Raw genomic sequence first — 5,160 nt, 5'->3', positions numbered from 1 at the left:
TGGAAATGCTATTTCCTTATAGTCCCTCCATGGACGAAATTTTAGTAGCTTAAAAATGGTTAGGGGGGCTATTCAAATTTTTTATTCCGGGAATTGCTGCAACCCAATGGGCAATATTGACAGATAAGGCTTTTTCGAGGTATGATGTAAGACTTTACCTGGGTGTAGCGCAGCTTGGCCAGCGCACTTGCATGGGGTGCAAGGGGTCGGAGGTTCGAATCCTCTCACCCAGATTTATTATATGCTCGTGTTGGAGTTCTGTTCATGAAAAACGACTTGATCCTATTCGAAGACTACAAGATACGTCGTTTGTATGACGAAAAGACAGAAACTTGGTACTTTTCAGTAGTAGATATTGTTAAGGTTTTGACACAACAAACTGACTTCCAAAAAGCTAGAAACTACTGGAAAGTTCTAAAAAACCGACTCAAGAAAGAAGGTAATCAGTCGGTTACAAAGTGTAACCGACTGAAGTTGCAAGCAGCTGATGGAAAAAAATACCTTACCGATGTAGCTAATGCCGAAACCATATTAAGGCTAATCCAATCGATCCCAAGCCCAAAAGCTGAGCCGATCAAACTTTGGCTAGCAAAGGTAGGTTATGAGCGCATACAAGAAATGGCTGACCCAGAAAAGTCGCTGGACCGAGCTAGAGAAACATGGAAAAAGCACGGGAGAAGCAAAAAGTGGATTCAACAACGGATGCTGGGTCAAGAAACTCGCAATAAGCTTACCGACTACTGGAAAAACCATAACATCAAAGAAACAAAAGAATTTGCAATCTTAACTAATATCATTCATCAAGAGTGGACAGACATAACGGTAAAGCAACACAAAAACCTAAAAGGTTTGAAGACACAAAACCTAAGAGACCACATGAGTGAGGCGGAACTAATTTTTACTGCACTAGCTGAATTATCCACAAGACAGGTTGCCGAAAGTTCTGAAGCTACAGGAATGGCAGAAAACAAAGTTGCTGCAAAAACGGGTGGTGGTATTGCAAAACAAGCTCGTTTAGAATTAGAAGAAAAAACTCAAAAAAAAGTAGTTTCAAAAGAAAACTACTTACCCCCGGAAATTCCACAGAGGTTACCGGGAAAAGATGAATGTTGAAAATGTTGTTTATAGGGTGTCGATAGATTGATGAAAACTTGTCGATAACGGGGGTTTCTTCAATAACTCGACAGGATGATCAATTTTTTGACACAATATGAACAATAGGCTTTGTCTATGAAAAACACGAGTTATAGACAAATCCACAGCGAAAGAAGATGAAGAAGAATATATAAATAGAGTATCTTTTTCTTTTTATCTCTTCAAATGGGATGGACATGTTGACACCGGATTGTTTTTTTGATCTCTCCAACTTTCTCCATAAAGAACTTTTCCTTTTAGATCGACCCGTTTGGGAAAGCCTTATAGGGCTTAAAAATTACCTCCACTCATTAGACCTGGGAAACATTCAGTGTAACATTCCTAATTCCGTGACACTTGTTCATCCAGAGCTTATCTCTATTGAGGAAGGAACGGTTATTGAACCGGGAGCCTATATTGAAGGGCCGTGTCATATTGGCAAAGATTCTCAAGTCAGACAAGGCGCCTATGTGCGCCCTTTTGTTTTAACGGGGGAGCGATGTGTGATCGGTCATGCTTCAGAAATCAAGCATGCGCTCTTTTTAAACGGTGCTCAGGCCCCTCATTTTAACTATGTGGGGGATTCTATCCTCGGAAGCAATACAAACCTAGGAGCGGGCGTTATTTGCGCCAATTACCGGATCGATCATAAAGATGTGGTTGTTGAGGTGGATGGAGAGCTGTATGAGACGGGGATGCGAAAGTTCGGGACCGTTTTGGGGGATCGATCCCAAATTGGATGCAACTCGGTGATTAACCCAGGTGTTCTTCTTCGAAAAAAAACACTTTCTAGAGCCTGCACCTCCATTCAAAAGTCTAACCTAAGGAAAGTCAATGTGGTTAACTAAACCTAACACGTCACTTCTTCGTCCACTCAAAGACTCTTTTGAAATTTTTTTGAAGCGAAATATCCCCCGCTTAGGGGATGAGAATAAGCTTAGAAATGCTTGTGAATATGCTCTATTAAATGGAGGCAAGCGGATCCGCCCACTGATTGTCATGATGACAGCGCGCGCATTGGGACATGGGCTCGATGTTTTTGAAGCTTGTCTTTCTGTCGAATACTTTCATACGGCATCACTGATTGCTGACGATCTTCCCTGCATGGATAACGATGATACGAGGAGATGTAAACCCGCTTTACATAAGATGTATGGTGAAACTGTGGCTTTACTTGCGAGTTATGCCCTTATTTCTGCCGGATATGAAAAAATTTTCCAGAGCGTTCAGGTCCTTTCTCGTCAAAAGGAACCCTTTCGAAACCGTTCGAATGAAGCATGTATGGTTGCTTTGGATGCAGCAACGCGGTGTGCGGGAATCTCGGGCGCAACAGGAGGACAGTTTAAAGATCTTTTTCCGGAAGAACGGAGCTTAGAAGCTATTTTAGATGTGATTTACAAGAAGACGGTGACCCTTTTTGAAATCGCTTTTGTCTTTGGGTGGGTTTTTGGAGGAGGCCCCTTAGATGAAATTGAAGGAATCCGAGATGCTGCTTTTAGCTTTGGGATGGCCTTTCAAATTGCCGATGATATTGGAGATGTATACCAGGATGATAAAGAGTCTCTGAACATCGCCCACTTCCTTGGGAAAGAGGGAGCCATGAAGAGGTTTGAAGAGGAGATTGAGACCTTTGCCTCTAAAATGAAAAAACTCGGGATGTTAAATCCCGAGTTTCAACAAACAATAGACCTACTTATCGACCATGCTAAGGGTTCTTAAGAGTTTATTTGCTTGCGGTCCCTAAAGCGGGCTTTTCTTGAACTTTTTCTAAGATGAGTTTTTCAATCTCATCGGTAAGCTCAGGGTTTGCTTTAAGTTCTGTGCGAGTAGCTTCCTTTCCTTGGCCGAGTCGCTTATCTCCATAGCTATACCAGGTTCCTTTCTTGTCGATAATATTATGTTCAACACCCAGGTCTATAATCGAGCCGGTTCTAGAAATCCCTTCGTTGAAGAGAATGTCAAACTCAGCAATCCTAAAGGGAGGAGCCATTTTGTTTTTCACAACTTTCACCTTAACGCGGTTACCGATGTCAACATTTTCAGGTCCTTTGATGCTTGCAATCCGACGGATATCCATCCGAATAGAGGAATAAAACTTAAGAGCTCTTCCTCCAGAGGTGGTTTCGGGGTTTCCAAACATCACTCCCACCTTTTCACGGATTTGGTTGATGAAAACAGCGCAGGTGTTGCTCTTTGAGAGAGTTGAGGTGAGTTTACGAAGGGCTTGAGACATGAGACGGGCTTGTAAACCCACGTGAGTGTCCCCAATTTCTCCTTCAAGTTCCGACTTTGGAACAAGAGCGGCAACAGAGTCGATCACAATGACATCAACAGCGTTTGAGCGAGCGAGCATCTCTGCGATATTGAGAGCATCTTCCCCACAATCGGGTTGAGAAATCATAAGATCGTTGAGGTTAACCCCGATTTTTGCAGCGTAAGAAGGATCAAGGGCGTGCTCGGCGTCGATGTAAGCAGCAACGCCACCTTCTTTTTGGCAACTTGCAACAATGTGGGTGGCTAATGTTGATTTACCAGAGGATTCTGGCCCATAAATCTCGACGACACGTCCTCTAGGAACCCCTCCGATTCCAAGAGCGAGGTCTAGGGAAATCGCCCCTGTTTTAATCGAGCTGATCGATCGATTTATTGAATGGTCTCCAAGAGACATAATGGCGCCCGCTCCAAATTGTTTTTCAATGTGGGCTTTGGCGAGTTCTAGAGCTTTTTTCTTTGCAGGATCATCTTGATTTGACATGGTCATCACCTTGGGTTTTTCTTTTTAGAGCCAATTGCAAAATTACTGATTAATCGATTTTTGCAAATTTTGCAATTGGCTCTTTAGTGTACCGTTTTTCTCGATTAGAGGCACGAATTTTCGTTTGCTAAGGATCGGTATACGTGGTAATAAAGGGGAATGGCATACTTAGCAGGAGATATTGGCGGCACGAAAACGCACCTTGCCCTTTACCAAGAAGAAAAAGGGAGAATGGTGAAGCTTAAGGATGAAAAATATCCAAGCCAAAAATATCCCAATCTTAAGACAATTGTAAAAACCTTCCTAAAAGGGGAAGATATCTCTGTTAAAAAGGGATGTTTTGGGATTGCCGGCCCCGTTAAGAAGGGGAAAAGTCAGGCGACCAACCTTCCGTGGCTTGTCGACAGCGAAGTTCTTATGGGGGAGCTCCAGATTGAAAAGGTTGCGCTGATTAACGACTTAGAGGCGAATGCTTATGGCCTCAATATGCTTGAGAAGGATGAGCTTTACACCCTCAACGCTGGAGATCCCGAAGCAGAAGGGAATCAAGCGATGGTTTCTGCGGGAACGGGGCTCGGTGAGGGGGGGATTTTCTATGATGGGAAGAGGCACATCCCTTTTGCGTCAGAAGGGGGGCATGCTGATTTTGCACCGAGAAATGAGACTGAAGATGAACTCCTTCGCTTTTTAAGAAAAAAGTTTGGTCATGTTTCCTATGAAAGAATCTTATCGGGTCCTGGGCTTTACAACCTTTATCAGTTTGTTGTGGAGACCAAAAAAGAGAGGGAAACGGAGGAAAACCTAAAGAAAATTCAAGAGGGAGATTCCCCCCGCTTAATTTCAGAGATGGGACTTTCTGGTGCATCGAAAGCTTGCACCAAAACCCTGGAGTTCTTTGCTTCTATCTATGGGTCTGAAGCGGGAAATATTGCCCTTAAAATGCTTGCCCTTGGGGGGATTTACCTTGGTGGAGGGATTGCACCCAAACTTCTCACCATTCTCAAAAGGGGAGATTTTATGAGATCGTTTACCGAAAAGGGGCGGTTTTCAAAACTTCTTGAGCAGATTCCTGTTCATGTTGTCTTGAATGACAACACCGCTCTTCTTGGAGCGACCTACTACGCAAAGCATATCATATAATTTCTATTTCTACCGCTAAATTGTTATAAAAACAGCAATTCCCGGAATAAAAAATTTGAATAGCCCCCCTAACCATTTTTAAGCTACTAAAATTTCGTCCATGGAGGGACTATAAGGAAATAGCATTTCCA

At 43.1% G+C, this 5,160-nt stretch carries 5 protein-coding genes and 1 tRNA gene; 5 read left to right on the top strand and 1 reads right to left on the bottom strand.

The window, feature by feature from the left end:
- Positions 1-158: 158 nt before the first annotated feature.
- The 4 genes from NEPTK9_RS08975 to NEPTK9_RS08960 all read left to right on the top strand — a co-directional run bounded on the left by NEPTK9_RS08975 (position 159) and on the right by NEPTK9_RS08960 (position 2,853).
- Positions 159-233: transfer RNA gene (locus NEPTK9_RS08975), tRNA-Pro, on the top strand.
- 31 nt (positions 234-264) lie between these two features.
- Positions 265-1,113, top strand: coding sequence for a BRO family protein (locus tag NEPTK9_RS08970; RefSeq protein WP_194848496.1), 849 nt, complete (start codon positions 265-267; stop codon positions 1,111-1,113).
- Between the two features lie 218 nt (positions 1,114-1,331).
- Positions 1,332-1,982: an LbetaH domain-containing protein gene (locus NEPTK9_RS08965; protein ID WP_228547111.1), complete on the top strand. Its 651-nt coding sequence runs from the start codon at positions 1,332-1,334 to the stop codon at positions 1,980-1,982.
- A complete protein-coding gene (locus tag NEPTK9_RS08960) occupies positions 1,969-2,853 on the top strand; it encodes a polyprenyl synthetase family protein (protein WP_194848494.1) in 885 nt (294 codons plus the stop codon). Before NEPTK9_RS08965 ends, NEPTK9_RS08960 begins: the two co-directional genes overlap by 14 nt.
- 4 nt (positions 2,854-2,857) lie before the next feature.
- Here the strand turns inward: NEPTK9_RS08960 and recA are convergent, their stop codons facing one another.
- Entirely contained in the window at positions 2,858-3,889 is a 1,032-nt protein-coding gene (gene recA, locus NEPTK9_RS08955) for a recombinase RecA (protein WP_194848493.1), read from the bottom strand.
- A 159-nt stretch (positions 3,890-4,048) separates the two neighbouring features.
- On the opposite strand from recA, the gene NEPTK9_RS08950 reads away from it, so the two are divergent.
- Positions 4,049-5,029, top strand: coding sequence for a glucokinase (locus NEPTK9_RS08950; protein ID WP_194848492.1), 981 nt, complete (start codon positions 4,049-4,051; stop codon positions 5,027-5,029).
- Positions 5,030-5,160: the final 131 nt, after the last annotated feature.

It is taken from the genome of Candidatus Neptunochlamydia vexilliferae (assembly GCF_015356785.1).
GTDB lineage: Bacteria > Chlamydiota > Chlamydiia > Chlamydiales > Simkaniaceae > Neptunichlamydia > Neptunichlamydia vexilliferae.
The sequence above is the reverse complement of the archived record's forward strand: the minus strand, read 5'-3'. Positions and strand labels throughout refer to the sequence as shown.

Bases quoted from the DNA above. Each gene is read 5' to 3' on its own strand.
- NEPTK9_RS08970 (WP_194848496.1), top strand. From the start codon at position 265: ATGAAAAACGACTTGATCCTATTCGAAGACTACAAGATACGTCGTTTG.
- NEPTK9_RS08965 (WP_228547111.1), top strand. From the start codon at position 1,332: ATGTTGACACCGGATTGTTTTTTTGATCTCTCCAACTTTCTCCATAAA.
- NEPTK9_RS08960 (WP_194848494.1), top strand. From the start codon at position 1,969: ATGTGGTTAACTAAACCTAACACGTCACTTCTTCGTCCACTCAAAGAC.
- recA (WP_194848493.1), bottom strand. From the start codon at position 3,889: ATGTCAAATCAAGATGATCCTGCAAAGAAAAAAGCTCTAGAACTCGCC.
- NEPTK9_RS08950 (WP_194848492.1), top strand. From the start codon at position 4,049: ATGGCATACTTAGCAGGAGATATTGGCGGCACGAAAACGCACCTTGCC.